Source organism: Cellulosimicrobium cellulans (assembly GCF_016907755.1).
In the GTDB taxonomy this organism is placed as follows: domain Bacteria; phylum Actinomycetota; class Actinomycetes; order Actinomycetales; family Cellulomonadaceae; genus Cellulosimicrobium; species Cellulosimicrobium cellulans_D.
This window is the reverse complement of record NZ_JAFBCN010000001.1, coordinates 3,132,425-3,158,180: the sequence shown is the minus strand read 5'-3', so window position 1 is coordinate 3,158,180 and position 25,756 is coordinate 3,132,425. Positions and strand designations below refer to the sequence as shown.

Sequence of the window (25,756 nt, the reverse complement as noted above, 5' to 3'; positions counted from 1 at the left end):
GGCGTCCGGCCGGCTGCGGCCGGTCGGCCCGACGGCGAGCAGCGTCGCGACGCACGAAGGCCCCGAGGAGATCTCCTCGGGGCCTTCGTCGTGTCGTCGGCCGTCGGGCCGCGGGACCGGGCGGTGGAGCCGGTCCTCGGGGCCCGCCGCTCCGGCGCGGGTGCGCGCGGCGCGTCAGCGCGCGCCGTGCTCCGCGAGCAGCTTGTCGGTCTCGTCCTGGATGGACGTCGCGAGGTCGGTGTAGGCGTCCGCGTGCGCCCGCGCGTGGTGGCCGCAGAACAGCAGCTCACCGCTCGGCAGGACCACGCGGACGTACGCCTGGGCCCCGCAGCGGTCGCAGCGGTCGGCCGCGGTCAGCGGTTCGGTGGTGGTCGTCGTAGCAGTCACATGAACATCAAACCATCCGCCCCTGAGGATTCGTCCCCCGCGGGTGCCGGGTTCGCTACCCGCGAAGCGCCGCGGGCCTGCGCCGGGTCCGTGCCGGGTCCGCGTGGAGGCGGCCCCGGGGCCCGGCGGGGGAGCGCAACGGTGTGGGCGCGCTCGTCTAGGCTTGCCGCCGTGACGACCACCTCCGCTGAGTCCAGCTACACCGCTCGGCACCTTTCCGTGCTCGAGGGTCTCGAGGCCGTGCGCAAGCGCCCGGGCATGTACATCGGGACGACCGACTCGCGCGGTCTCATGCACTGCCTGTGGGAGATCATCGACAACTCGGTCGACGAGGCGCTCGCCGGGAACTGCTCCAAGATCCTCGTCGTGCTGCACGCCGACTCGTCCGTGACGGTCGAGGACGACGGCCGCGGCATCCCCGTCGACATCGAGCCCAAGACCGGCCTGTCCGGCGTCGAGGTCGTCTTCACCAAGCTGCACGCGGGCGGCAAGTTCGGCGGCGGCTCGTACACGGCGTCGGGCGGCCTGCACGGCGTCGGGGCGTCCGTCGTCAACGCGCTCTCGTCGCGCCTGGACGTCGAGGTCGACCGCGGCAGCAAGACGTACCGGATGACCTTCCACCGCGGCGAGCCCGGGGTCTTCGCCGACCCGAAGAGCGGCCCGACGCCGGACGCCCCGTTCGAGCCGTTCGTCTCCGGCTCGGAGCTCGCCGTCGTCGGGAAGACGAAGCGCGGTGTCACCGGCACGCGCGTGCGCTACTGGGCGGACCGCCAGATCTTCCTCAAGACCGCCGTCTTCTCCTACGACGAGCTCGTCACGCGCGTGCGCCAGACGACGTTCCTCGTCCCCGGGCTCGAGATCACCGTGCGCGACGAGCGCGGCGTGCCGGGGACGCCCGGAGAGGCGGGGCCGCACGAGGAGACCTTCGTGCACACCGGCGGGTCGGTCGACTTCGTCGACTTCCTCGCGCCGGACACGCCCGTCACGGCGACGTGGCACCTCACCGGCTCGGGGTCGTTCACCGAGACGGTCCCGGTGCTCGACGACCGCGGGCACATGACCCCGCAGGCCGTGCAGCGCGACTGCGAGGTCGACGTCGCGCTCCGCTGGGGCACGGGGTACGAGACCGAGGTCCGGAGCTTCGTCAACATCATCGCCACGCCCAAGGGTGGTTCCCACCTCGGCGGCTTCGAGCAGGGCCTGCTCAAGGTGCTGCGCAAGTCCGTCGAGACGAACGCGCGCCGCCTCAAGGTCTCGACGAAGGACGCGTCCGAGCGCATCGAGAAGGACGACGTCCTCGCGGGCCTGACCGCCGTCGTCACCGTGCGCCTGGCCGAGCCGCAGTTCGAGGGCCAGACCAAGGAGGTCCTCGGGACGGCACCGGTCCGCGCGATCGTCTCGCGCGTCGTCGAGAAGGAGCTGAACGCGCTCCTCACCTCGACCAAGCGCGACGAGAAGACGCAGGCCGCGCTGCTGCTCGACAAGGTCGTGGCGGAGATGCGCGCGCGCATCACCGCGCGCAAGCAGAAGGAGATCTCGCGGCGCAAGAACGCGCTCGAGACGTCCTCCCTGCCGGCCAAGCTCGTCGACTGCCGCAGCGACGACGTCGAGCGCAGCGAGCTGTTCATCGTCGAGGGCGACAGCGCGCTCGGCACCGCGCGCCTCGCGCGCAGCTCCGACTTCCAGGCCCTCCTGCCCATCCGCGGCAAGATCCTCAACGTCCAGAAGGCGTCCGTGAGCGACATGCTCCGCAACGCGGAGTGCACCGCGATCATCCAGGTGCTCGGCGCGGGGTCCGGGCGGTCGTTCGACCTCGAGGCCGCGCGCTACGGGAAGATCGTGCTCATGACGGACGCCGACGTCGACGGCGCCCACATCCGCACGCTCCTGCTCACCCTCTTCTACCGGTACATGAAGCCGCTCGTGGAGGCGGGCCGCGTGTTCGCGGCCGTGCCACCGCTGCACCGGATCGAGGTCATCGGCGCGGGCCGCCGCAAGAACGAGTACATCTACACGTACTCCGAGGCCGAGCTCGCCGCGACCCTCAAGAAGCTCGACAAGGCCGGGCGCCGCTACAAGGACGACATCCAGCGGTACAAGGGCCTCGGAGAGATGGACGCCGACCAGCTCGCCGAGACGACGATGGACCCGCGCCACCGCACGCTGCGCCGCGTCACCGCCGAGCACGCCGAGGCGGCGGAGCGCGTGTTCGAGCTGCTCATGGGCAGCGACGTCGCGCCGCGCAAGGAGTTCATCGTCGCCGGCGCCGCCGAGCTGGACCACGCACGCATCGACGTCTGACGGTGACCACCGGCCAGGACGCCCGCCGGCCCGACGAGGCCGACGTCGCGCGCCGCCTGCGTCGCGTCGTCCTGGTCGTCGCGGCGCTCAACCTCGCGTACTTCGTCGTCGAGCTGACCGTCGCGCTCGCGGCGGGGTCGGTGTCGCTGCTCGCCGACAGCGTGGACTTCCTCGAGGACACGGCGATCAACCTGCTCATCGCTGTCGCGCTGGGCTTCCCGCTCGCGCGGCGTGCGGTCCTGGGCAAGGTCATGGCGCTGCTCCTCCTCGGCCCGGCGCTCTTCGCGGCCTGGGAGGCGGTGCAGCGCTTCGGCGACCCGACGGCGCCCCAGGTCGTGCCGCTCGTCCTCGCCTCGCTCGGGGCGATCGTCGTCAACGGTGCGTGCGCGTGGCTCCTGGTGCGGGTGCGGTACCACGGCGGGTCGCTCAGCCGGGCCGCGTTCCTCTCGGCGCGCAACGACGTCCTCGTGAACGTCGCCGTCATCGCGATGGGGCTCGTGACCGCGTGGACCGGGTCCGGCTGGCCGGACCTCGTGCTCGGGTGCGGGATCATCCTCCTCGCCTTCCACTCCGCCTACGAGGTCTGGGAGGTCAGCGAGGAGGAGCGGCTGGCCGCCAAGGCCGTCGCGGGGGAGAAGATCGGGTGACCGTGCATCGTCCGACTGGCGGGCGCCCGGGCGCGCGTCGGCGCGCGCTCCGTACGCTGGGGTCGTGACCCTCCGAACGCTCCGCGACGCCTCCGCGCGCCCGCTCACCGCACTGACCGCCGCCCTGCTCACCGCGGGCCTGCTGGCCGGGTGCTCGTCCACCGACGAGCCCGCGACCGACGCCACGACGTCGACCGCGAGCGAGGAGACGAGCGCGCCCGCCGACGACGCGACGGACGAGGCGACCGACGACGAGTCGGGCGACGCCGAGGACGCGCCCGAGCTCTCCTACGACGGACGCACCGGCGCGTCCGCGCTCGACCTGCTGCTCGAGGCTGACCCGTCCGCCCAGGTGACCGGCGAGGGCGAGAACGCGTTCGTCACGGCGATCGACGGCGTCGTGGCAGACCCGGACAGCGAGTTCTGGGCGCTATACGTCAACGGCGAGATGGCTACCGTGGGAGCAGGTTCCCTCGAGACGAAGGACGGGGACGAGATCACGTGGAAGCTCGAGACGTTCACCTCGTGACGGGTTCGCAGGCCTCCCTGGTGTCCCGCTGGTGGCGCCCGGCGCTCGTCGTGGCGCTCGCGGCGCTGGCCGTGGTCTGGCGCCTCGTGCGCGCCGACCTGGGCGCTCCCGCGAACCTCGAGCTCGTCACGGCGGCCACGTTCGCGGCGACGCTCCTGCTGCGCTCGCGCTGGGCGTTCGTCGTGCCGCTGGCCGTGACGGTCGTGTCCGACGTCGTCCTCGGCAACACCGCGATCGCGCTCTTCACGTGGAGCGCCTGGCTCGTCGTCGGGCTGGGCTCGCTGCTCGCGCGGAACACGACCGGATGGCGCCGCGTGGGCGCGGGCGCCGCGTTCGGCGTCGCAGGCTCGCTGTGGTTCTTCGTGTGGACCAACTTCGGCGTCTGGTTCCAGGGTCGCGGCGTCTGGTACCCGGCGGGCGTCGACGGGCTCGTCGCGAGCTACGTCGCGGGCCTGCCGTTCCTGCGCACGATGCTGCTGGGCAATCTCGTGCTCGTGCCGCTCGTCGCGGCGGGCACGCTGCTCGTGGACCGGCTCGAGGCGTCGCACGGGATGGTTGCAGCCCGACCCGCCTGACCCGCGCGGTAGCGTGGTCCGTGCCGGACGGCCGCACGTGCTGAACCGGCGACCGGCTCGTTCGCGGCAGGAGGAGGACACCCATGGCGGGACACCGGATCTTCGGGATGAGCTTCGCGAGCATCTACCCGCTCTACGTGACCAAGGTGGAGCGCAAGGGGCGGTCGACGGACGAGCTCGACCAGGTCATCGGCTGGCTGACCGGCTACGACGACGCCGGCCTGGCGCAGGCGATCGCGGACGACATCACGCTCGAGGAGTTCTTCGACCGGGCACCGGCGATGAACCCGAACGCCTCGCTCATCACCGGGGTGATCTGCGGCGTCCGGGTCGAGGACATCGACGACCCGCTCATGCAGAAGATCCGCTACCTCGACAAGCTCGTCGACGAGGTAGCGCGCGGCAAGAAGATGACGTCGATCCTGCGTGGGGAGACCGCGGCCGCGTCGTAGCGGCCGGCGGGGTCTCAGCCGAGCTGCTCTGCGATCCCCACGATGACGCCACCCGGCCCGCGCAGGTAGCAGAGCCGGTAGACGTCCTCGTACTGGACGATCTCTCCCATCACCTCCCCGCCGTGAGGCCCGAGGCGCCGCACCGTGTCGTCGATGTCGTCGACCGCGAACATCACCCGGTGCAGGCCCAGCACGTTGGGCGGGGCGGTGCCCAGGCCGAGGTCGAGCGGCGCAGGCGCGTGGTACCGCGTGAGCTCGAGCCGCCCGTGGCCTCCGGGCACGCGCATCATCGCGATCTCCGAGCGCAGGCCGTCGAGCCCGATGACGCGCTCCGCCCACCGTCCCTCGATCGTCGTCCGGCCCTCGAGCTCCATGCCGAGCTCGGCGAAGAACGCGATGGCCGCGTCGAGGTCGTCGACCACGACGGCCACGTTGTCGAGCCGCTGGATCGCCATGTGCGGTGCCTCCTGGGTCTGGGGACGGTGTGGTCCGGTTCCAGGGTCACCCGTCCTGGTCGACGCCGCGCCCCGGCTCGCTCATGTCGCCCGTCCGCGGCGTGCCGTCGGCGAGGCCGTAGCGCAGGAGGACGGTGCCCGTCGGGCTGGGTGCCGGTGGTTCGAGGAGGGTGAGGTTGGTGGGGACGGCGCCGCCGTCGAACACCGACTTGCCCGTGCCGAGCACGATGGGGTGCACCCACAGGTCGAGGCGGTCGAACAGCCTCTCGTGCAGCAGCGTCTGCACCAGGTCGAGGCTGCCGACGACCTTGACGTGCTCGTGCCGGTCGCGCACCTCGCGTACCGCGGCCGGCAGGTCCGGGCCGAGCAGCGTCGACCCGGCCCACGACAGGTCGGGCGTGCCGCGCGACGCGACGTACTTGGGGATGCGGTTGAACAGGGCGGCGAAGTCGTCGTCCTGCCCGCCCTCCTGGAACGGCCAGTACGACGCGAAGATGTCGTACGTCCGCCGCCCGAGCAGCAGCGCGTCCGTGCCCTCGTACGCCGCGGCGATCTGCTCGCCCGCGACGTCGTCGAGCAGCGGCGCCTGCCATCCGCCGAACGCGAACCCGCCCTCCGGGTCCTCCTCCGGCCCGCCGGGCGCCTGCCCGACGAGGTCGAGGGTCGTGAACAGCTCGATCTCGATGGATCCCATGAGTCCGCTCCGTGGTGATCGCCTGGTTCTGTCGAGGAGTAGACCTCGCGCTCAGCGAGAAGTCATCGCGGAGGCGACCCGCGGTGCAGCAGCCCGTGCGAGCGGTCGGACGGCACCCGAGGCCGACGTGGCGTCACGCACCGGTCCGTGACGCGACGAGCGCACCGAGCCCGCCCGCCCACGCGTGCAGGTCGCGAGCCTGCGCGGCAGCGTCGTGCGTGTCGGAGGCCCACGGCTCCTTGAAGAAGAAGCCGAGCTCGGGCACCGGGCCCGCGAGCCCCGCGGCGTGCGCGAGAGCGAGGAGGCGGGCGAGGTCGAGCACGTAGGGCGCGGCGAGCATCGAGTCGAACGCGCTCCACGTCGTCTGCAGCGTCAGGCGGGTGCCGAGGAAGCCCTCGACGTGCACGTGGTCCCACGCGACCTTGAGGTCGCCGAGGTCGGGCACGTTGTCGATGTGCAGCGGGGTGACGTCGGAGCCGGTGAGGGCACGGAGTCCGCGCGACTTCGTCGCGAGCTTGCTGCGGACGTTCTGCGGGTCGGCCAGCGTGGCTCCGTCGCCACCACCGAGCAGGTTGGACCCGGCCCACGAGAGCACGCGCAGGCCGCGGGCAGCGAACGCAGGTGCCAGGACGGTCCGCAGCCAGGTCTGACCCGTCTTGCCGTCCTGGCCGGCGACCGGCAGGCCGGCCTGCGTGGCCAGCCGGGTCAGCGCCGGGATCGTCATGCCTGCGGATGGTGTGAAGGCGGCGTACGGCGTGCCCGCGAGCACGGCGGCGTACGCGGTCACGGACGACGGTGGCAGGACCGCCTGGGCGGGATCGGCGAGCGCCGTGAGCAGGGCGGCGACGTCGTCGTGCTCGGCCCGTGGCTCGACCGGCGGCTCCGTCGACGCCAGGTCGACGACCACGACCCGGGCCAGGGCGTGCCGGTCACGGAAGGCGACGATGTCCGCCGCGAGCCGTTCGGCCGCCTCGAGCTGGGAACCGTCGTGCCCACGCGGGTCGTAGCCGGGCCGGACCTCGGCGTCCGCGGCCTCCAGTCCGTTCAGTGCCGCGGACAGCAGGCGGGGAGCGATCATCCCGGCCTCGACCAAGGCCTCCGCCCGCTTGACCATCGGGCCGGGGGAGAGGTCGTGCCCACCGACGACGAGGTCGTCGAACCGGGGCAGCGGTACGGCGTCGAACTCCGGCTGCGCGGTCACGCACCCGGTCGGGGCCGCGTGACGTTGGGCCAGCACGGCCAGCCCGAGCGTCACCGTCGTCGCGACCGAACCACGGGCGCCCACGAGCCACAGCCCCGTCCGCTCCGTCGGTGCGGCGTGCCCGGGGCTCCCGGTGGACGGCGTGAGGTCGCGAGCAGCGCGATGGCGCATCGGCGCGCCCGGTGAGGTGAACGGCTGGGCAGTGGTCACGTCAGGATTCGACCTCGGCGCCCGGTGCGCGGGCAAGGAGTTGCCGTCGGTTGCCGAGTTGCCGTCAGTTGCCGCGCGGGTCGCGGCAACAGTGCGGTTCGGGGCTCAGGGGCAACAAGTGGCAACTCGTTGTTGCCGTCTCGGGGGCGACCTAGCGTCGGGGTCACGCGCACTGCGCAGCCACGGGACGCACGTCCTGAGCAGGCATTCCTCAACGGAGAGGCAGACTGATGGCACTCGCAACATCCCCTCGCGCCGGTAGACGCTGGAGCCGGCGAGCTCGGCTCGTCGCCGCCGCGACCGGAGCGCTCATGCTCCCGCTCATCTCGTCGGGCGCGTATGCGGCGACGGAGTCGGACGCGTGCACGTACGGCTACTCGGCGGACTCGAGCGTGTTCTTCGGAGACGGCGCTGCGGCATCCGGGGTCGCGAACGTCGATCGTGGCGACGGGTGCACGCTGATGGACGTCTTCATGGCGGAGGCGCCGTTCGCCAACCACGGCCAGTTCGTCAGCAGGATCGCACGCATCGCCACCGAGCAGGTACGCAACGGCGTCATCTCCGACGCCGAGCGTGCCGCGATCGTCTCGGCAGCGGCCGCGTCCGAGGTCGGGCGACCGCATCCCGTGACCGGGACACGCTCCGTCGACCTGAGCCGGGTCGGCCTCGTCGGCTACACCGTCCGTGCGACGATGCCGTCGGACGCCGAGGGGACCCTGGCGGCCCTGGCCGAGTGCGGCTTCCAGAACATGGAACCGTCTGGCGCCGTCGGCGGCTTCTACGGCTACACAGCCGCCCAGCTCGCGCCGCTCACCGAGTCCGCGGGCATCGCGGTGCCGTCGCTCGGTATCAGTCAGGCGAACCTCGAGAACGACATCGACGGCGTGATCGCGGAAGCGCGGGCCATCGGCGCCGAGTACGTGCGCATCTCCGGCTCGGGTCGGTGGACCCTCGCCGACTACTCCCGGACCGCGGCCGTGCTGAACGAGGCCGGCGCGCAGCTCAAGGAGGCCGGCATCACGGTCGCCTACCACAACCACGGTTTCGAGTTCCAGACCGAGGAGAACGGGGTGACCGGGTACGACGTCCTGGTCCGCGAGACCGACCCCGAGCTCGTGACCATGGAGCTCGACGTCTACTGGGCGGCCAGCGTCGGGGTCGACACGGTCGGCCTCTTCGAGACGTACCCCGGCCGGTTCGGGCTGCTCCACCTCAAGGACATCGCTCCTGACGGCTCCTTCGCCGACGTCGGGTCGGGCAGCATCGACTTCGCCGAGATCTTCGCGAACGCGTCCCTGGCCGGCGTCGAGTACTCGTTCACCGAGAACGACCAGCCACGCCCTGACGGCGTGACGTCGGCGTGCACGAGCCATGCGTACCTGAGCGACCTCCGGTACTGACCCGACCGCTGCCGGCCCGTTCCGTGGGCCGGCAGCGCGCATCCCGGCGCCGCACGGCGCCGGGGATCCATCACCAGAACCCACGACGAACGATGGGGCGGTCCGTCGGGGACCGACCCGTGACGAACGTGTGCCCTGCGCGATCGCCGCAGGTCGCGCCAGGGCACCTGACGACACAAGGGAGTGTTGATGATGTCTGCGAGACGCAGCAGAGCGTTGAGCGCGACGATCGGGGTGACCGTCGCGATCGGCGCGGTCGCTCTTGTCCCCGTCGCTCACGCGCACGAGGACGCGCACCCCTCCGCCGAGGTCGCGGAGGACGTCTTCGACAAGGTGCCACTGGTCACCGAGGGCCTCGCCGATCCGTTCGAGCTCGACGTCGCCGAGGACGGCCGCGTGGTCTACATCCAGCGGACGGGACAGGTGAAGGTGCTGGAGCAGGACACGCTCCGCCAGTTCACCGCGCTCGACCTCGACTACGGCCTCGACCTGCTCACGCAGTCCGACGGTCTGCTCGGCCTGACGCTCGACGGCGACTTCGCCGAGAACGGGTGGCTCTACCTCCTCTGGAGCGACCCGGACGTGGCGAAGATGAACTTGTCGAGGTTCACCATGGGGCCCGACAACAGGATCGACCGGGACTCCGAGAAGCGTCTCCTCGACTTCACGATCTGGCGCGGTGAAGGTCGCGCCAACTCGCACATGGCCGGCTCGCTCGCCATGGGTCCCGACGGGAACCTCTACGTCGCCACCGGTGACAACACCGACCCGTTCAACCAGCAGGGGTACACCCCGATCGACGAACGACCGGGCCGCCGCGCGTACGACGCCCAGGCGACCTCGGCGAACACGAACGACCTGCGCGGCAAGGTCCTCCGGATCACGCCGGAGGACGACGGGACGTACACCGTCCCCGAGGGGAACCTCTTCGCGCCCGGGACGGAGGGCACGAGACCGGAGATCTACGGCATGGGCTTCCGCAACCCGTTCCGCATCACCGTCGACCCGGCGACCAACGCCGTCCTGGTGGGCGACTACGGGCCTGACGCCCGGGTGGCGAACCCGCTGCGAGGGCCGGAGGGGCTGGTCGAGCTCGTCCGGATGACCGGGCCCGGGAACCACGGTTGGCCGTACTGCCACGGGGACAACCAGCCGTACGTCGACTACGACTACGCCACCGGGGTGTCCGGCGAGACGTTCGACTGCGCCCACCCGGTGAACGACTCGCCCAACAACTCCGGCCTGCGGGAGCTGCCGCCGACCCAGGAACCCCTGGTCTGGTACGGCTACGGGGTCTCGGAGCAGTTTCCCGAGCTCGACTCGGGAGGCGCTGCGCCGATGGCCGGTCCGGTCTACCGCTATGACGCCGAGCTCGACGTGAAGACGAAGTTCCCGGAGTCGTACGACGGGCGGTGGTTCGTCTCGGAGTACGCGCGGCACTACTACAAGGTGCTCTCGCTGGACGAGACGACGGGCGAGCTGCTCTCGATCGACCCGTTCCTGCCCGGCGAGAGGTTCGTCGCACCGTTCGAGGCGGAGTTCGGGCCCGACGGCTCGCTGTACGTCATCGACTTCGGGCGGGGCAGCGGGGCGGGGCGGGGCAGCACGAACACGGACGCCGGCATCTACCGCATCGACTACGCCGCCGACGGCCGACGCCCGGTGTCCCAGTTCACGTCCGACGTCGACTCCGGCACCGCGCCGCTGACCGTCGCGTTCGACGGCAGCGCGAGCGAGAGCCCGGACGGGCTCGACATCACCTACGAGTGGGACTTCGAGAACGACGGGACCGTCGACTCGACGGAACGTGACCCCGTCCACACCTATGAGGAGAACGGGCAGCACACCGCGCGCCTGACGGTCACCGACTCCGACGGTCTCAGCGGCGTCTCCGTCCAGAAGATCACGGTCGGGAACACGCGTCCCGAGGTCTCCTTCGCGCGGCCGCTCGCCGGCGGCTTCGCGGAGCTCGGCGACACGGTGCCGTACGCGGTCGACGTCGTGGACGCCGAGGACGGCTCGACGGCCGACGGGACGATCGACTGCAGCCTCGTCACGGTCGCGACCCAGCTGGGGCACGACGACCACGCGCATCCTCTCGACAACTACGAGGGATGCTCCGGCGAGGTCTTCCTCGACCCCGCCGACCACGGCGTGGGCCAGAACGTGTACGCGGTGCTGGGCGCCGGATACCAGGACCTCGGTGCACCGGGTGTTCCGGAGCTCGCTGCACAGGAGATCATCCGCCTGCAGGTCCGCGACAAGGAGGCCGAGTTCTTCAGCAGGGGATCCGGGGTCCAGATCGTCGACGACGACGCAGCCCGGGGTGGACGGTGGGTCGATGGTTTCGACGACGGCGACTGGATCGCCTTCGATCGTGTGGACCTGACGGGCATCTCGGGCCTGACCGTCGGAGCCGTGCGTGGCGCCGCCGAGACCACGCTCGAGGTGCGCACGGGCAGCCCGACCGGGCCCAAGCTGGGGCAGGTCAAGATCGCCCCGGCGACCGCACCGGGCCAGGTGGTGTCGCCCACCATCGAGATCGACGCCGAGGGCGGAGAGACGTCCCTGTACGTGGTCGCCTCCAGCAAGGGCAGGGCCGGCGCCGAGGCGGGCGTCGTGGCGCTCGACTGGCTGGTCTTCCACGGGCGCGGCGTCGCCGACGCGACGGCCCCGGTCGTCGAGGCGCAGGCGAGCCGCGGAGGCGGCCCCGCCGGCATCGCGGTCACGCTCAGCGGCTCCGCGGTCGCTCCGGAGGGTCGCACCATCGGGTCCTACGTCTGGGACTTCGGGGACGGGACGACGGCGGAGGGCGCCGAGGCGACCCACGTCTACACCCAGCCGGGCAGGTACACCGCCCGTCTGATCGCGACCGACAGCGCCGGTACCCGCGACTGGACGACGGTGGGGATCAACGTCGCGGCCACGTCGAAGTGACGCGGTAGCACCCACGGCCGGCCCGCTGGCACATCGCCGGCGGGCCGGTCGGCACGCGCCCGAGACCTCGTGGCGCGGTCAGACGCTGAAGTACTTCGCCTCGGGGTGGTGGAACACGAACGCGTCGGTCGACTGCTCCGGGTGGAGCTGGAGCTCCGCCGAGAGCTCGACCCCCACGCGCTCGGGGCGCAGGAGCTCGACGACCTTGGTGCGGTCCTCCATGTCCGGGCAGGCGGGGTAGCCGAGCGAGAAGCGCGCGCCGCGGTACTCGAGCTTGAACATGCCCTCGACCTCGGTCGGGTCCTCGTCGGCGAACCCGAGCTCGGCGCGCACCCGCGAGTGCCACATCTCGGCCAGCGCCTCGGTGAGCTGCACCGAGAGGCCGTGGAGCTCCATGTACTCGCGGTAGTGGTTCCCCGCGAAGAGCTTCGCGGTGTGCTCGTCGACGCTCGCACCCATGGTGACGAGCTGGACGGGCAGCACGTCGTAGCGGCCCGTCTCCTCGACCCACGACCGGGGCTTGACGAAGTCGGCGAGGCACAGGTGCCGGTCGCGGCGCTGGCGCGGGAAGGTGAAGCGCAGGCGCTCCTCGCCCAGAGGCCCGCCCGACCCGCCGTCCGGCGCCCCGATCCCGGCCAGCCCGGCACCGTGGTGCGCGACGACCACGTCGTCGCCCTCCGACCACACCGGGAAGTAGCCGTAGACGACCGACGGGTCCACGACGCCCTCGGTGCGGATCCGGTCGTACCACGCGTTGAGCCGCGGGCGGCCCTCGGTCTCGACGAGCTCCTCGTACGACGCGCCGTCGTCGCCACGCCCCGGCTTCAGACCCCACTGGCCCATGAACGTCGCGCGCTCGTCGAGGAACGCCGCGTACTCGGCGAGCTGGACGCCCTTGACGAGGCGCGTGCCCCAGAACGGGGGAGCGGGCACGGGGTTGTCGGCCGCGACGTCGGACCGCGCGGGCAGGTCCTCGACGGGCGTCTCGGTCACGGTGACCACCGCGTGCCGGCGCTTCTTGAGCGCGGGCAGCCCGACGGCGTCGGGCGACTCGCCGCGCGCCACGCGCACGAGGGGCTCCATGAGGCGCAGGCCCTCGAACGCGTCGCGCGCGTACCGGACGACCCCGGGGAACTGGCCCGCGAGGTCGTCCTCGACGTACGTGCGCGTGAGCGCCGCGCCGCCGAGCAGGACCGGCCAGCGGCCGGCGAGCCCGCGCGACGCGAGCTCCGCGAGGTTCTCCTTCATCACGACGGTCGACTTCACGAGCAGCCCCGACATGCCGATGACGTCGGCATCGTGCTCCTCGGCGGCCTCGATCATCGCGGAGATCGGCTGCTTGATGCCGATGTTGACGACCGTGTAGCCGTTGTTGGTGAGGATGATGTCGACGAGGTTCTTGCCGATGTCGTGCACGTCGCCCCGCACGGTCGCGAGCACGATCGTGCCCTTGGACCCGGTCGAGCCCTCGACCTTCTCCATGTGCGGCTCGAGGTAGGCGACCGCCGTCTTCATGACCTCGGCGGACTGCAGCACGAACGGGAGCTGCATCTCGCCGCGCCCGAACAGGTCGCCCACCACCTTCATGCCCTCGAGCAGGTGGTCGTTGACGATGTCGAGCGCCTTGAGACCGGACGCCATCGCGGTGTCGAGGTCCTCCTCGAGGCCCTTGCGCGCGCCGTCGACGATCCGCCGCTCGAGGCGCTCGCCGACGGGCAGCGCCGCGAGCTCCGCCGCGCGCTGGTCCTTGAGCGCCGCCGAGTCCACGCCCTCGAACAGCTCGAGCAGCCGGGCGAGCGGGTCGTGCACGAGGTTCCCCTCGTCGTCGTACCGCCGCCGGTCCCACACGAGGTCGAGCGCGGCCTCGCGCTGCTCGTCGGGGATCTGGGCGAGGGGGAGGATCTTCGCGGCGTGCACGATCGCGGAGTCCAGCCCGGCCTCGACGGCCTCGTGGAGGAACACGGAGTTGAGCACCGTGCGCGCCGCGGGGTTGAGCCCGAACGACACGTTCGAGACCCCGAGCGTGGTGTGGATGCCGGGGTAGCGGTGCGTGATCTCGCGGATCGCCTCGATCGTCTCGATCGCGTCGCGCCGCGTCTCCTCCTGGCCGGTGGCGATGGGGAACGTCAGGGCATCGACGATGATGTCGTCGACCCGCAGGCCCCAGTCGCGCGTCAGCGTCTCGACGAGCCGGGTCGCGATCGCGACCTTCGTCTCGGCGGTGCGCGCCTGGCCCTCCTCGTCGATCGTCAGCGCGACGACGGCCGCCCCGTGCTCGACGACGTGCGGCATGACCCGGGCGAAGCGCGACGTCGGGCCGTCGCCGTCCTCGAAGTTCACCGAGTTCACGACCGCGCGCCCGCCCACGAGCTCGAGGCCCGCCGCGATCACCTCGGGCTCGGTCGAGTCGATGACGAGCGGGAGCGTCGACGCGCTCGCGAGGCGCGAGACGACCTGCTTCACGTCCGCGACGCCGTCGCGCCCCACGTAGTCGATGCACACGTCGAGCAGGTGCGCGCCGTCGCGCGTCTGCGCCCGCGCGATCTCGACGCACTCGTCCCAGTTCTCCGCCAGCATCGCCTCGCGGAACGCCTTCGACCCGTTGGCGTTCGTGCGCTCGCCGATGGCGAGGAACGACGCGTCCTGGTGCAGGTCGGTGTGCGAGTACAGGCTCGCGACGCCGTTCTCCCGCTCCGGGTGGCGCTCGACGACGGGCCGCGTGCGCACCGCCTCGACGACGCGGCGCAGGTGCTCGGGCGTCGTGCCGCAGCAGCCGCCCACGAGGCCCAGGCCGAACTCGGTGACGAACTGCGTGTGCGCGGCCGCGAGCTCGTCCGGCGTCAGCGGGTACGTCGCCCCGTTCGGGCCGAGCACCGGCAGCCCCGCGTTGGGCATGCACGTCACGGGGATCTCCGCGTGCCGCGACAGGTGCCGCAGGTGCTCGCTCATCTCGGCCGGGCCTGTCGCGCAGTTGAGCCCGATCGCGTCGACGTCCAGCGCCTGGAGCGTCGTCAGCGCGGCCCCGATCTCCGAGCCCATGAGCATGGTGCCCGTGGTCTCGACCGTGACCTGGACGATGACGGGGACCTCGCGCCCGACGTCGCGCATCGCGTTCCGCGAGCCCGTCACGGCGGCCTTCGCCTGGAGCAGGTCCTGGCTCGTCTCGACGAGGATCGCGTCGACCCCGCCCTCCAGCAGCCCCGCGGCCTGCTCGGCGAACGTGTCGCGCAGGTGCGCGTACGTCGTGTGGCCGAGGCTCGGCAGCTTGGTGCCCGGCCCCATCGAGCCGAGCACCCAGCGCGGCTGCTCGTCGGTCGCGAACGCGTCGGCGCGCTCGCGCGCGATCCGCGCCCCGGCGGCGGCGAGCTCGCGGATGCGGTCGTCGATGTCGTAGTCCGACAGGTTGGACCAGTTCGCCCCGAACGTGTTCGTCTCGATCGCGTCGACCCCGACCTCGAGGTACGCGTCGTGCACCGCCGCGATGATGTCGGGCCGCGAGACGTTGAGGATCTCGTTGCAGCCCTCGAGCCCCTGGTAGTCGTCCAGGCTCGGGTCCTGCTCCTGGATCATCGTCCCCATCGCGCCGTCCGCGACGACGACGCGTGTGCGCAGCGCGTCGGCGAGGGCCCGGGAACGGGCGTCGGCGAGGTCCTGGGGTACGACGATCGGCATGCTACGCAGCGTAGATCGCGCCCGCCCGGTCGTGGGATGCCGTCTCAGCGGGACCCGCTCGCCGCCGAGTGATGCGTCTCGGGGTGAGCGATGCGTCCACGAACGCATCGCTCGGCCCGGGACGCATCTCTCGGGCGCCCGGGCGCGCGGGCGGGCGGGAAAAGCGCGTGCCCGACGGCGCAGGCGCACCTACCGTGGTCGGCATGTCCTCTCCCGCGACCGACCAGGTCGAGAACCCGGCCCCCGCGACGCTCGCCCCGATCGCCGAGCGCGCCGCCGCGCCGTCGACCCTCCCGGCCGTCACGGCGGGCGACCTGACCTGGCGGCATGCCGTGCCGGCCGACGCGCCCGCGCTGCTGGCCCTGCGCAACGGCATCGCCGAGGCGGACCAGGAGCCGTACCGCGAGACGATCGGCGAGGTCGAGGAGCTGTTCACCGCGCCGTGGCGCGACCTCGCGACCGACTCGCTCGTCGGCGTCGACACCGACGGCACGCTGCGCGCGTACGCCCTCGTCGACACCAACCCGGGCGACGCGAACACCGTGCGTGCGTTCCTCTGGGGCGGCGTCCACCCCACCCATCGCGGGCGCGGCGTCGGGCGCGAGCTGTTCGCGTGGGAGATCGCCCGTGGACGCCAGCTCCTCGCGGCGAGCGGCAAGGAGCTGCCTGCGCGCCTGCTCACCTACGGCGAGGACACCGACCCGCCCGCGAAGGCGCGGCTCTACGCGCGCTTCGGGCTCGAGACCCGCCGCTTCTACTCCGACCTGCGCCGTGACCTGTCCGCGCCCCTCCCCGACGTGCCGCTCGACGGGTCGCTGCGGCTCGTCGCGTGGTCGCCGGAGCTCGACGAGGCGACCCGCCTCGCGCACAACGACGCGTTCCGCGACCACTGGGGGAGCGAGCCCCGCACCGCTGAGGCGTGGACGCACGGGCGCAGCGAGTTCGCGCCCCAGTGGTCCTTCCTCGTGGTCGACGACGCGCCCGACGTCGATGCGCTCCTCGCCGACCCGACGACGGACGCCGAGACCGCCGCGGCCCTGCGCGCGGGCGAGCCGCTCGTCGTGGGCTACGAGATGGCGGGCCGCTACGACGAGGACTTCCCCGTGCGCGGCTACTCGTTCGGGTATACCGAGATCCTCGGCGTGCGCAGCGCGTACCGGGGGCGTCGGGTCGCCGTCGCGGCGCTCGCCGCCGGGATGCGCGCGTTCGCCGCGGACGGCATGCAGTACGCCGCGCTCGACGTCGACACCGAGAACCCGTCCGGCGCGCACGGCCTCTACGCGAGCCTGGGCTACGAGAAGGTGACAGGCTCGCGCATGTACTCGATCGAGCTCTAGAGCCCCTGCCGGGGCTCCGGGACCGGCGCGCGACGCCGGGAGAGGTGGCGACCATGCCCGAGGTGATCGTGGAGACGCTCGTGCCGCTCGGCGCCGACGGGGCGTGGGAGGCCTGGACGCGGCCCGACCGGCTCGCGACCTGGTGGTGGCCCATGTTCCCGGACACGGTCTACGACCTCGACGCCCGCCCCGGCGGGAGCTACCGCTTCGAGACGGCGACCGGCGGGTTCGGCGCTCGCGGCGACGTCGTCGCTGCCGACCGCCCGGACCGCCTCGTGCTCACTTGGACGTGGCTCGACCACGGCGCCGACGACGGCGGGCCCGACCCCGTCACCGTGACGTTCGCGCCGTCGGGCGCGGGGACGCTCGTGCGCGTCGTCCACGAGACCGCGGAGGAGAACCGGGACCCCTACGCCGAAGGGTGGCGCGACTGCTTCGCACGGCTCGGGACGCTCGTCGGCTGACGGGCGTCCCGGGTCACAGGGTCGAGGCCGAGAGGGCGTTGCAGTCCTGGAGGGTGCCGCCGTTGTAGCCGATGGTGAACCAGCGCTGGCGCTGCTCGCTCGAGCCGTGGGTCCAGCCCTCGGGGTTCACCTGGCCGGTCGCGGCCTCCTGGATGCGGTCGTCGCCGACGGCGGACGCGGCGGACAGCGCGTCGTTCAGCTCCTGCTCGGTGATGGGGGCGAGGAACGTCACGCCGGTGTCCGGGTCGACGGTGCTCGCGGCGTGGCCCGCCCACATGCCGGCGAGGCAGTCGGCCATGAGCTCGATGCGGACGGAGTCGGACTCGGGACCCGTGCCCTGGCGGTCCGCCGCGTCCATGGCTCCGACGAGCTGCTCGATGTGGTGGCCGAACTCGTGCGCCACGACGTACATCTCCGCGAGGCCGCCGTCGTTGGCGCCGAACCGGCTCGTGAGGTCGTCGTAGAAGCCGAGGTCGATGTAGACGGTCTGGTCGGGCGGGCAGTAGAACGGGCCGACGGCGCTGGTCGCCGCGCCGCAGCCCGTCGAGACCTGCCCGGTGAAGCTCACGACCTGGGGCAGGTCGTACGTGACGCCCGCCTGCTCGGGGAGCGCGTCGGTCCAGTAGGCGTCGAGCGACTGGACCGTGCCGTTGAGGCGGCACTCGCGCGTCGAGTTCGCCTCCTCGGCCGTGCACGTGTCGATGTACTCCTGCTGGCCGTCGCCGTACGCGCCCGAGTCCGACCCGTCACCGCCCGTGAGCGCGCTGAGGTCGACACCGGTCTGGTTGCCCACGAACGCGATGAGCAGCGCGACGAGCACGGCCCCGATCCCGCCGCCCGCGATCATCGTGCCGCGCCGACCGCCGCCCTTGCGGACCCGTCCGCCCTCGAACGAGCCACCCTCCTGGAAAGTCACAGGTCAACGCTACCGCCGGGCCACGCACGAGGCGTCCTGGTACGGGGGCGCCCGGCGGACGAGCACGCTCCCGACGCGCGCGACCGACCTCACGCGGACCGTCGGCGGAATGGGGTGGGACGCGACGCCGGGCGCCCGTAGAATCGACGAGGCCCGGACGCCGGGGCGCACGCGCCCCGGCCCCACGACGAGCCGCCGGCCGACCGGCCGGGAGAGGGCCGTCGTCGGGCGCCCGTACCACCCGAGAGGACCCTCCCGTGATCACCGCTCACGGCGTCGAGCTGCGCGTCGGCGCCCGCGTCCTGCTGCACGAGGCGAACTTCCAGATCGCCTCGGGCGACCGGATCGGACTCGTCGGGCGCAACGGCGCCGGCAAGACGACCCTGACCAAGACGCTCGCGGGGGAGACCCAGCCGACGGCGGGGAAGATCACGCGCGGCAACGACATCGGCTACCTGCCGCAGGACCCGCGCACGGGCGACCTCGACGTCATCGCGATGGACCGCGTGCTCTCGGCTCGCAGCCTCGACAAGATCGTGCGCCAGATGCGCGAGACCGAGGGCGCGATGGCGAGCGCCGACGTCGAGACGCACGAGGCCGCGATGGAGCGCTACCCCCGGCTCGAGGCGCGCTTCCTCGCCGCGGGCGGGTACGCGGCCGAGAGCGAGGCGCACCGCATCACGAGCAACCTCGGCCTCGACGACCGGGTCCTCGGGCAGCCGCTGAGCACGCTGTCGGGCGGCCAGCGCCGCCGCATCGAGCTCGCGCGCATCCTGTTCTCCGGGGTCGAGACGCTGCTCCTCGACGAGCCGACGAACCACCTCGACGCCGACTCGATCATCTGGCTGCGCGACTACCTCAAGTCGTACAGCGGCGGGTTCGTCGTGATCTCCCACGACGTCGAGCTGCTGCGCGCCACCGTGAACAAGGTGTTCCACCTGGACGCGAACCGCGGGGAGCTCGACCAGTACAACCTCGGCTGGGACGCGTACCTCGCGCAGCGCGAGTCGGACGAGCGCCGCCGCCGTCGTGAGCGTCAGAACGCCGAGAAGAAGGCGGGCGCGCTGCTCGCCCAGGGCGAGAAGATGCGCGCCAAGGCGACCAAGGCCGTCGCCGCGCAGCAGATGATGCGCCGCGCGGAGAAGATGCTCGCAGGCATCGAGGGCGAGCGGCAGTCCGACAAGGTCGCCAAGCTGCGGTTCCCCAAGCCCGCGCCCTGCGGGCGCACGCCCCTCACCGCGAGCGGGCTGTCCAAGGCGTACGGGTCGCAGGAGGTGTTCGCGGGCGTCGACCTCGCGATCGACCGCGGCAGCCGCGTCGTCGTGCTGGGCCTCAACGGCGCCGGCAAGACGACGCTCCTGCGCATCCTCGGCGGCGTCGAGAAGCCGGACACGGGCGAGGTCCACCCCGGGCACGGCCTGAAGATCGGCTACTACGCCCAGGAGCACGACACGCTCGACATGGACGCGACCGTCGTCGAGAACCTGCGCCACGCCGCGCCAGACCTCACCGACACGCAGGTGCGCTCCGTGCTCGGGTCGTTCCTGTTCTCCGGCGACGACGCGGAGAAGCCCACGAACGTGCTCTCCGGCGGGGAGAAGACGCGCCTCGCGCTCGCGACGCTCGTCGTCTCGGCGGCGAACGTGCTGCTCCTCGACGAGCCCACGAACAACCTCGACCCCGCGTCGCGCGCCGAGATCCTCGGGGCGCTCAAGACGTACGAGGGCGCCGTCGTCATGGTCACGCACGACGACGGCGCGGTCGAGGCGCTCGAGCCCGAGCGCGTCCTGCTGCTGCCCGACGGCGACGAGGACCTGTGGAGCGACGACTACGCGGAGCTCGTCTCGCTCGCGTGAGGCGCCCGCCGAAGAACGCCGTGCCCGCGCGCGACGAGCCGCGCGGCGTCAGGTGAGGAGGCGCCGCCGGTAGCCCTCGGCCACCGCCGAGGCGCGGTCGCGGACGCCGAGCTTGTCGTAGACGTGCTGCAGGTGGGTCTTGATGCTCGCCTCGCCGATGAACAGCGCGGCGGCGGCCTCGCGGTTCGAGCAGCCGTTCGCCACGAGCTGGAGCACCTGCTTCTCCCGGTCGGTCAGCGATCCGGCGCCGGGCCTGCGCACCTGTCCCATCAGGTGCTGGGTCACCGACGGCGCGAGCACCGACTCCCCGCGCCCGGCGGCGCGGACGGCCCGGACCAGGTCGTCGGGCAGCGCGTCCTTCAAGAGGTAGCCGATCGCGCCCGCCTCGATCGCCGGGAGGACGTCGCTCTCGCCGTCGAAGGTGGTCAGGACCAGCACCCGGGCGTCCGGGACCTGGTCGCGCAGGGCCGCCGTGGCCGCGACGCCGTCCGTCCCGGGCATGCGCAGGTCCATGAGCACGACGTCCGCCGCGAGCGACCGCGCACGGTCGACCCCCTCGGCGCCGTCGCCGGCCTCGCCGACGACGACGATGTCCTCGACGTCCGCGAAGGTGTCGCGGAGGCCTCCCCGCACGATCGGGTGGTCGTCGACGATCACGAGTCGAAGCATCGGCCGGTCTACTCCTTCTCCGTCGTTCCCCCGGGGGCGATCGCCGGGACGCGAGCGCTCACGGAGGTTCCCTCGCCGGGCGCGCTCTGCACCTCGAGGTGACCGCCGACCCCTCTGATCCGCTGGCGCATGCTCGTCAGGCCGAAGCCGGTGCCGACCCCTGCGACGAACCCGCGCCCATCATCCCGCACGTCCAGCAGCACCTCGGCGCCTGCGTACGACAGCGTGACCCCGACGCGCGAGGCCTCCGCGTGCTTCGCCACGTTGGTCAGCGACTCCTGCACGACCCGGAAGAGCGAGACCTCGATCGCCGGGCTCAGCGGTTCCCGCACTCCGGTGATCTCGACGTGAGCGCGGACGTCGTGCTCGTGCGACCAGCGCTCGGTCAGGGTGCGCAGCGCGTCGGGAAGGTGCGCGCGCCCGAGCTCCTGGGGTCCGAGCGCCTGCACGGACCGTCGGGCCTCCGCCAGGCTGCTGCGCGCGAGCCGGAGCGCCCGCGCGACGTGCGCGTCGGTCTCGCCCTGCGCGTGCGCGGAGCGTTCCGCGGCCTGGAGCTGCGTGATGATGCCCGCCAGGCCTTGGGCCAGGGTGTCGTGGATCTCGCGGGCCAGGCGCTGCCGCTCGTCCTGGGCGCCGGACTCCCGGGCCTGGACGACGAGCTGGGCATGGAGTCCCGCGTTCTCGTGCAGCGCGGCCTCGAGCCGCTCGACCAGCTCCTCGCGCTTGCGTTCCGCCGACTCGCTGCGCGCCGCCAGCAGGATGCCCGCACCGATCGCCGCCGTCTGCACGACGACGACCAGCACGAGCTCGGCGAGCAGCTCCGGTGTCGGGTCGGGCCACATGCTCATCGCCGAGCCGTTGAGGGCCACGGAGGTGGCGAGGACGCCGAGCACGCCGAGCGGCCAGGGCGTGAGCAGGTACGCGTGGAAGAAGCCCGCGACGGTGAAGACCAGGAAGATCTCGGAGTAGGTCATGAGGGTGACGCACAACGCCAGCAGGCCGACGAAGTAGATGCCCGCCGGGACGGGACGCAGCGTCCCCCTCCGCAGCGGAAGCGTGTGCCCGCACAGCACCCACAGCGCCGAGACCGCGACCAGCCCGAGGACCGAGGCGCCCTCGGGCCAGAAGCGCTCACCGGAGGCCGGGAGCACCCCCGCGAAGTAGATCGCGGTCGAGACCGTCAGGAGCAGCCACGGGGTGAAGAGCTGCAGGAGGTCCCAGACCCGGAGCTGGCCCGCCTTCCAGGGCCGCGTCGTGGCGCCCGGCGTCGGCGCACCGTCGGCGACGGAGGGTCCGCGCTCCCCGGAGGTCGGGCGCTCGACGGCCCCGGCGTCCTGCATCGTCGACTCCTGTTCCGGTCCGGCTCCCGGCTCTACTCCCAGCGGAAGAGCTTCGCGGCGACCGCGCCCGCGACCAGCGCGATGCCCGCCATTATGGCCATCTGCAGCCAGAACGGCTGCCCGCCGGCCGTGGCCGTGAGCGCACCCGCCTCTGCGGACCACGCCGTGGTCAGGGCCTGCAGGCCCGGTGGGACCACGTCGCCGACCGCGCGCAGCAGGTCGGGCATGAGGACGCGGGGGAGGAACGCCCCGCCGAAGAACATCAGCGCGACGAACAGGAGGGTGCCGACCTGGTTCGCCGCGCTGCTCGTGCGGACCACCGCGGCGGAGACCAGCCCGAGCCCGAGCAGCGCCGCGTAGCCGACGACGAACGCGACGACGAACTCCAGCGGTCGTTCCGGCGGCGCGACGTCCAGGACCGCCCATGCGGCGAGGACCAGGAGCGCCGCAGAGACCGCCACGGAGGCGAACGCGACGATCACCTGCGCGAGCAGGACGCTCCGCGGGTGCGCCGGGGTGGTCGACAGCCGGCGCAGGATGCCGCGCTCCCGGTACGTCGCGATCACCGCCGGGACGTGCTGCACCGCGATCATCACCATCCCGAACACCAGCGCGGTCGGCGCCCAGACGTCGATGGGCCGGAGGCCGCCGGTCTCCGGCGTCGGTTCCCTGAGCGCCGGGATCGTGCCGAGGCCGAGCAGGAGCGCCGTCGGGAACAGCACGCCGAAGACGACGGTCGTGGAGTCCCGGAGGAAGAGCCTCGTCTCGACCCGGACCAGCTTCCGGAGCGCGGGCATCAGCGGGCCCTCCGCGCGGAGGCGTCCCCGGACCCCGGGGGTCGCCCCGTCAGGGCGACGAACGCGTCGTCGAGGGTGCGCTGGTCGACGCGGAGGTCCTCCGCCACGACGTGCGCCCGGGCGAGAGCCCCGGCGACGCTGCTCAGGAGCTGCCCGCGGCCCGTGACCCGCCAGCGGTCCGCGGTGTTCTCGACGTCGGTCACCTCGGGAAGCCCGGTCAGGACGCTCCTGTCCAGGGGTTGGCTCACGCGGAACCGGACCTGCTGCGCGGCGTTCGCCTGCGCGACGAGGCCCGCGGGCGTGTCCACCGCCGCGACCCGCCCACCGCTGACGACGGCGATCCGGTCGCTGAGGCGCTCGGCCTCGTCCATGAAGTGCGTGACGAGGACGATCGTGACGCCCGTGTCCCGGACGCGCTCGACGAGGCTCCACGTGTCGCGCCTCGCCTGCGGGTCCAGCCCCGTCGTGAGCTCGTCGAGGATCGCGACCCTCGGGCCGCCGACGAGCGCGAGCGCGATCGACAGCCGCTGCTTCTGCCCGCCGGACAGGGCCTTGTACCGGGTGTCGCGCTTCTCGGTGAGGTCGAGGAGCTCCATGAGCTCGCGCCAGTCGCGGGGGTCCCGGTAGAACGAGCCGTAGAGGTCGAGCGCCTCGGCGACCGTGATCGCGTCCGGGAAGCTGCTCTCCTGCAGCTGCACGCCCAGCCGCTCCCGCACCTCGGCGCGATCCGTGGCCGGGTCGAGACCCAGCACCGAGATGGATCCGGAGTCGGGCGTGCGCAGGCCGGCGACGCACTCCAGGGTCGTCGTCTTCCCGGCGCCGTTCGGCCCGATGATGCCGAAGATCTCGCCGTCCTCGACGGTCAGCGACACGTCGTCGACGGCGACGCGGTGCCCGTAGCGTTTGTGCAGGTTGCGCACTTCCAGAGCGGTCATGCGACGACGCTACGGTCGCCGGGCACAGGGCCACATCGACCGTCACGGCTCTGCCGAGGTGGACGCGCGCCTCCACCGTTCGGTGGACCCGCGACCCTGCCGGCACGCGAGCATGGCTACCGCAGTGGCGGGCGCTCGCGCTGCATCTCGCGCTCGGAGCTCGTCTCGTCGGCCCGACCGCTCGGCGGACCGGGGTGCGAGCCCAGCTGGGCGTCGATGAGCGCGTCCTCCTCGTCCTCGGCGCTCGGCCGACGGCTGCGCGGCTCGCGACGAGCGCGGGCGGTCGCGGGGTCCTGGGCGGCGAGCAGGTCGCCCGCGGTGAGCGTCGTCTCCTCGCCGCGCGCGTCGCGCCGGTCGCGGCGGACCAGGAGCCAGAAGCCGGCGAGCGCCCCGATCGCGAACACGCCCCACTGGAACGCGTACGACAGGTGCGACCCGGGGTCCGTGTCGGGCTTGGGCAGCGCCTCCAGCGTCTCGGCCGCGGGCGGCACCTCCGTGCGGAGCTGCCCGTACGCGCCGACGGTCCGACCCTCGGCCCACGCGGTGCCGTCGGGCCCTGCGGCGAGCACCTGGTCGGTCGCGATCGCCTGGACCTGCCCGTCGGGAGCGTCCCGGCCGGACGGCGGCTCGTCGCCCCGCAGCGTGACGGTCGCCTCGACCTCACCCTCCGGGGGCGCGGGGACGTCCCCCGGCGTGACGGCGTCCGTGCCGAGCGGGACGAACCCGCGGTCCACGACCACGACGAACCCGTCGGGCGCGGAGGCCGTGGGATTCGTCACGAACGGGACGAGCACGTGGAAGCCGGGGCTGCCACCGACGGGGCGATTGCGCAGGAGGACGGTCGCGTCGGTCTCGTAGCGGCCGACGAGCGTCACGGGGCGCCAGAGGTCGGCCTCGTCCAGCGTGGCGCCCGGACCGTCGAGGACGGCGTCGACCGGCACGGGCTCGGACGCGTAGTTCGTCTCGATGCGCTCGATCTCCGCCTCGCGCGCGACGTAGCGGTTCCACTGCCAGCGCCCCGCCACGAGGCACAGCGCGACGAGGACGACGACCCCGACCGCGAGAGTCACCCACTGCCGGGGCGTGCGGGGCTGGTGGGCGTCCGCGGTGGCGCGCTCCGGCGTCGGGCCCCCGGGGGAGACCTGTGCCGGGCCGGGTGGTGCGGCCTGCGTCACGGGGCCGCCCGGCGCTCGAGCTCGTCGACGGGCACGGTCGAGCGCCAGAACGAGCGGGCGCCGAGGAACGTCTCCAGGTGCTCGCGGTGGGCGTCGCACGCGAGCCAGACCTTGCGCCGCTCGGGCGTGTGGATCTTGGGGTTGTTCCACAGCAGGCCCCAGACGGCCTCCTCGCGGCAGCCCTTGGCGCTGCACACCAGCTCCTCCTCGCCGACGGGGTCGGCGAGGCCCAGGACGTCGGTCACCGGTGGTCCTCCTCGTGATCCTGCGTGTCGCGCGGTCCTGCGCCGGCGATCCCGTGGGATCCCGGCACCCCGGCCGAGGGCAGCGCGTGGTGCTCCATCGGCGAGGTGTCGTACCGGGCCTGGTCACGCCCGGCGTTGGCGATGAGCACCGCGCTGTACGGCAGGACGATCGCGCCGACGGCGAGGACCCAGGTCAGCCAGCTGCCCTGGGCGAGGATGGCGCCGAAGATGCACACCAGACGGATGCCCATCTGGATGAGGTACTTGCGCTCACGCCGCGCCTGGTCCGCGGCCAGGGGCTCCGGGGCTGACGTGATGCTCGGGACCGCCTCGGCCGACCTCCGGGCCGTGCGTCGTGTGCTCACACGGCCAGTCTACGTTTGTCGGGACCCCACAAAGTGTGGGGGAGCGCTGTGACCGTGCCGCACCGCGCACGGCGGCGCCAGGGCACGGTACGGTCGGTGCGGCGCGTTCGCGCGGGCCTGTCACGAGCCCGCGCCAGGCCCACCCGGCACCGGCCGTGCGGGACCCGTCCCCGGCCGCCGACCCACCCGACCGTCCC

At 72.6% G+C, this 25,756-nt stretch carries 23 protein-coding genes; 10 read left to right on the top strand and 13 right to left on the bottom strand.

The window, feature by feature from the left end; translation table 11 throughout:
• Positions 1–174: 174 nt before the first annotated feature.
• Positions 175–387 carry a DUF7455 domain-containing protein gene (locus tag JOE63_RS13795; protein WP_021479923.1) on the bottom strand — a complete coding sequence of 71 codons (213 nt, stop codon included), beginning with the start codon at positions 385–387 and terminating at the stop codon, positions 175–177.
• A 171-nt stretch (positions 388–558) separates the two neighbouring features.
• Here JOE63_RS13795 and JOE63_RS13790 point away from each other — a divergent pair, with 171 nt between their 5' ends.
• From JOE63_RS13790 to JOE63_RS13770, 5 genes are all read left to right on the top strand, one after another.
• Positions 559–2,688 carry a DNA gyrase/topoisomerase IV subunit B gene (locus JOE63_RS13790; RefSeq protein ID WP_087472299.1) on the top strand — a complete coding sequence of 710 codons (2,130 nt, stop codon included), beginning with the start codon at positions 559–561 and terminating at the stop codon, positions 2,686–2,688.
• Positions 2,689–2,690: 2 nt separating this feature from the next.
• Complete coding sequence (locus tag JOE63_RS13785) at positions 2,691–3,335, top strand: cation transporter (RefSeq protein ID WP_087472298.1); 645 nt, start codon at positions 2,691–2,693, stop codon at positions 3,333–3,335.
• A gap of 64 nt (positions 3,336–3,399) precedes the next feature.
• Entirely contained in the window at positions 3,400–3,864 is a 465-nt protein-coding gene (locus tag JOE63_RS21460; RefSeq protein ID WP_204542169.1) for a DUF4430 domain-containing protein, read from the top strand.
• On the top strand, positions 3,861–4,439 hold the full coding sequence (locus tag JOE63_RS13775; RefSeq protein WP_204542168.1) for a DUF6580 family putative transport protein: 579 nt from the start codon (positions 3,861–3,863) through the stop codon (positions 4,437–4,439). The genes JOE63_RS21460 and JOE63_RS13775 overlap by 4 nt, the downstream gene beginning before the upstream one ends.
• Before the next feature lie 83 nt (positions 4,440–4,522).
• A complete protein-coding gene (locus JOE63_RS13770) occupies positions 4,523–4,891 on the top strand; it encodes a DUF2200 domain-containing protein (RefSeq protein WP_087472295.1) in 369 nt (122 codons plus the stop codon).
• A gap of 14 nt (positions 4,892–4,905) precedes the next feature.
• Here the strand turns inward: JOE63_RS13770 and JOE63_RS13765 are convergent, their stop codons facing one another.
• The 3 genes from JOE63_RS13765 to JOE63_RS13755 form a co-directional block, all read right to left on the bottom strand.
• Positions 4,906–5,346 carry a VOC family protein gene (locus tag JOE63_RS13765; RefSeq protein ID WP_204542167.1) on the bottom strand — a complete coding sequence of 147 codons (441 nt, stop codon included), beginning with the start codon at positions 5,344–5,346 and terminating at the stop codon, positions 4,906–4,908.
• Positions 5,347–5,392: 46 nt separating this feature from the next.
• A complete protein-coding gene (locus tag JOE63_RS13760) occupies positions 5,393–6,040 on the bottom strand; it encodes a dihydrofolate reductase family protein (RefSeq protein ID WP_087472293.1) in 648 nt (215 codons plus the stop codon).
• A 133-nt stretch (positions 6,041–6,173) separates the two neighbouring features.
• Entirely contained in the window at positions 6,174–7,451 is a 1,278-nt protein-coding gene (locus JOE63_RS13755) for an inositol-3-phosphate synthase (RefSeq protein WP_244286183.1), read from the bottom strand.
• A 311-nt stretch (positions 7,452–7,762) separates the two neighbouring features.
• On the opposite strand from JOE63_RS13755, the gene JOE63_RS13750 reads away from it, so the two are divergent.
• Both JOE63_RS13750 and JOE63_RS13745 read left to right on the top strand, forming a co-directional pair.
• Positions 7,763–8,851 carry a sugar phosphate isomerase/epimerase family protein gene (locus JOE63_RS13750; protein WP_239576701.1) on the top strand — a complete coding sequence of 363 codons (1,089 nt, stop codon included), beginning with the start codon at positions 7,763–7,765 and terminating at the stop codon, positions 8,849–8,851.
• A gap of 216 nt (positions 8,852–9,067) precedes the next feature.
• Entirely contained in the window at positions 9,068–11,788 is a 2,721-nt protein-coding gene (locus JOE63_RS13745) for a PKD domain-containing protein (protein ID WP_239576700.1), read from the top strand.
• Between the two features lie 78 nt (positions 11,789–11,866).
• On the opposite strand, the gene metH is transcribed toward JOE63_RS13745, so the two are convergent.
• Complete coding sequence (gene metH, locus JOE63_RS13740) at positions 11,867–15,460, bottom strand: methionine synthase (RefSeq protein WP_204542164.1); 3,594 nt, start codon at positions 15,458–15,460, stop codon at positions 11,867–11,869.
• Positions 15,461–15,663: 203 nt separating this feature from the next.
• On the opposite strand from metH, the gene JOE63_RS13735 reads away from it, so the two are divergent.
• Together JOE63_RS13735 and JOE63_RS13730 are read left to right on the top strand one after the other, a co-directional pair.
• Complete coding sequence (locus tag JOE63_RS13735; RefSeq protein WP_087473009.1) at positions 15,664–16,797, top strand: GNAT family N-acetyltransferase; 1,134 nt, start codon at positions 15,664–15,666, stop codon at positions 16,795–16,797.
• Positions 16,798–16,850: 53 nt separating this feature from the next.
• Complete coding sequence (locus JOE63_RS13730; RefSeq protein WP_087472289.1) at positions 16,851–17,261, top strand: SRPBCC family protein; 411 nt, start codon at positions 16,851–16,853, stop codon at positions 17,259–17,261.
• A 13-nt stretch (positions 17,262–17,274) separates the two neighbouring features.
• Here JOE63_RS13730 and ypfJ read toward each other — a convergent pair whose 3' ends face one another.
• Complete coding sequence (ypfJ, locus tag JOE63_RS13725; protein ID WP_087472288.1) at positions 17,275–18,177, bottom strand: KPN_02809 family neutral zinc metallopeptidase; 903 nt, start codon at positions 18,175–18,177, stop codon at positions 17,275–17,277.
• Between the two features lie 257 nt (positions 18,178–18,434).
• Here ypfJ and JOE63_RS13720 point away from each other — a divergent pair, with 257 nt between their 5' ends.
• Positions 18,435–20,033, top strand: coding sequence for an ABC-F family ATP-binding cassette domain-containing protein (locus tag JOE63_RS13720; RefSeq protein ID WP_204542162.1), 1,599 nt, complete (start codon positions 18,435–18,437; stop codon positions 20,031–20,033).
• A 48-nt stretch (positions 20,034–20,081) separates the two neighbouring features.
• Here the strand turns inward: JOE63_RS13720 and JOE63_RS13715 are convergent, their stop codons facing one another.
• From JOE63_RS13715 to JOE63_RS13685, 7 genes are all read right to left on the bottom strand, one after another.
• Positions 20,082–20,702, bottom strand: a complete 621-nt coding sequence (locus JOE63_RS13715) for a response regulator (RefSeq protein WP_087472286.1) — start codon at positions 20,700–20,702, stop codon at positions 20,082–20,084.
• A gap of 8 nt (positions 20,703–20,710) precedes the next feature.
• Positions 20,711–22,042: a sensor histidine kinase gene (locus JOE63_RS13710; RefSeq protein WP_204542161.1), complete on the bottom strand. Its 1,332-nt coding sequence runs from the start codon at positions 22,040–22,042 to the stop codon at positions 20,711–20,713.
• Between the two features lie 32 nt (positions 22,043–22,074).
• Entirely contained in the window at positions 22,075–22,839 is a 765-nt protein-coding gene (locus JOE63_RS13705; RefSeq protein ID WP_204542160.1) for an ABC transporter permease, read from the bottom strand.
• Positions 22,839–23,774, bottom strand: a complete 936-nt coding sequence (locus tag JOE63_RS13700; RefSeq protein WP_204542159.1) for an ABC transporter ATP-binding protein — start codon at positions 23,772–23,774, stop codon at positions 22,839–22,841. The genes JOE63_RS13705 and JOE63_RS13700 overlap by 1 nt, the downstream gene beginning before the upstream one ends.
• Positions 23,775–23,890: 116 nt before the next feature.
• A complete protein-coding gene (locus JOE63_RS13695) occupies positions 23,891–24,949 on the bottom strand; it encodes an SURF1 family cytochrome oxidase biogenesis protein (RefSeq protein ID WP_204542158.1) in 1,059 nt (352 codons plus the stop codon).
• Positions 24,946–25,194: a hypothetical protein gene (locus tag JOE63_RS13690; protein ID WP_087472283.1), complete on the bottom strand. Its 249-nt coding sequence runs from the start codon at positions 25,192–25,194 to the stop codon at positions 24,946–24,948. The genes JOE63_RS13695 and JOE63_RS13690 overlap by 4 nt, the downstream gene beginning before the upstream one ends.
• A complete protein-coding gene (locus tag JOE63_RS13685; protein ID WP_204542157.1) occupies positions 25,191–25,559 on the bottom strand; it encodes a DUF3099 domain-containing protein in 369 nt (122 codons plus the stop codon). Before JOE63_RS13685 ends, JOE63_RS13690 begins: the two co-directional genes overlap by 4 nt.
• Positions 25,560–25,756: the final 197 nt, after the last annotated feature.